Consider the following 1440-nt stretch of genomic DNA (forward strand, 5'->3'; position numbering starts at 1 on the left):
GGGCCGTGGGCCGTACAGGTTGAACGCGCGGAACTGCGCCGCCTGCAGCGCACGCCAGCGCGACGCACCGATCGCCTCGCCGCCGATCAACACCGTCTTCGCCCGGCAAGCCGGCCGCTCCAGCAGCCCGGCCTCGCACATCATCTCCAGCTGCGCTGGCGTGCAGTCGAACACGTCGACTTCGTTCTGCTCCAGCCAGTCGACGAATGCAGCGCCATCGGCGCGCACCTCGGTCGGCACCAAGACGAGGCAGTGGCCAGCCATCAACTGAGCGATGACCTTGACCGACGCGTCGAAGGTGAAGCCCGCGTTCAACGCGAAGCGCGAACGCGGGTCGATCTGTTCGAACACCGTGCGCTCCAGCGCCTGCCACAGGTTCAGCACGTTGCGGTGCTCGACCATCACGCCCTTAGGCATGCCCGTCGAACCCGAGGTGTAGATCACGTAGGCCAGGTACGACGACGTCAGCCCGGCCACGCTCGGGTCGTGCTGCGGCTGGCGGGCCAGCAGCGGGTCGTCGTCCAGCACCACCACCGGCCGCAGGCCTTGCGCGGGCAGGTCGTCTTGCACCGCGTCTTCGGTCAGCAGCACCACCGGCGCGCAGTCGTCCAGCAGTTGCACCAAGCGCCCGACCGGCTGTGTCGGGTCCAGCGGCACGTAGCCCGCGCCAGCCTTCAAGATGCCCAGCAACCCGATCATCATCGGCAGGCCGCGGTCCACGCACAGCGCCACGCGGTCGCCGGGCTTAACGCCGAGAGACAGCAGCCGGTGCGCGACCTGGTTGGCGCGGCGGTTCAAGTCGCCGTAGCTCAGCGACTTGCCTTCGTGCAGCACCGCCGGTGCGTCTGGCTGCAACTCTGCCTGCTGCTCGATCAGCTCGTGGATCAGCCGCTCACGCGGATAACTCGCCGCGCCACCATCAACCCACATCGCCAGACGCTCACGCTCGCCAGGCAACAGCAACGGCAGCTGCATCACGCTGGCCGACTCATCGGCCACCATCGCCGCCAGCACACCTTCGAAGCGCGCCAGCAGATGCTCGATCGTCGAGCGCTCGAACAGGTCCGTCGCGTAGACCATGCTGCCGCTGACCACACCGTTCAGTTCCATCAGCGTCAGTGAGGTGTCGAAGTGGCTGACGACGCGGTCGGACGTGAACGAACGCAGGCGCAGGCCCGGCAGCAACAGCTCGCCGGCGGCCGGCGTGTTGTTGACCGTCAGCATGGTCTGGAACAGCGGGCTGTGGCTCAGGCTGCGCTGCGGGTTGATGGCCTCGACGACCTGCTCGAACGGCAGGTCCTGGTGCGCGTAGGCGGCCAAGGTGTCGGCCTTGACATGCTCCAGCAGCACAGCGACGGTCGGCGCGTCCGCCACGTTGACGCGGATCGCCAAGGTGTTGATGAAGAAGCCGATCAGGTCTTCGACCTCGCGCCGCTGGCG

1 protein-coding gene is annotated in these 1440 nt (G+C 67.6%); it reads right to left on the reverse strand.

Features of this window, described 5'->3' with window-relative positions:
• A partial coding sequence (locus AC1DYI_RS35510) for a non-ribosomal peptide synthetase (RefSeq protein ID WP_477208794.1) occupies positions 1–1440 on the reverse strand: 1440 nt, incomplete at both ends.

The organism is Ideonella sp. P3_A4 (assembly GCF_056403075.1).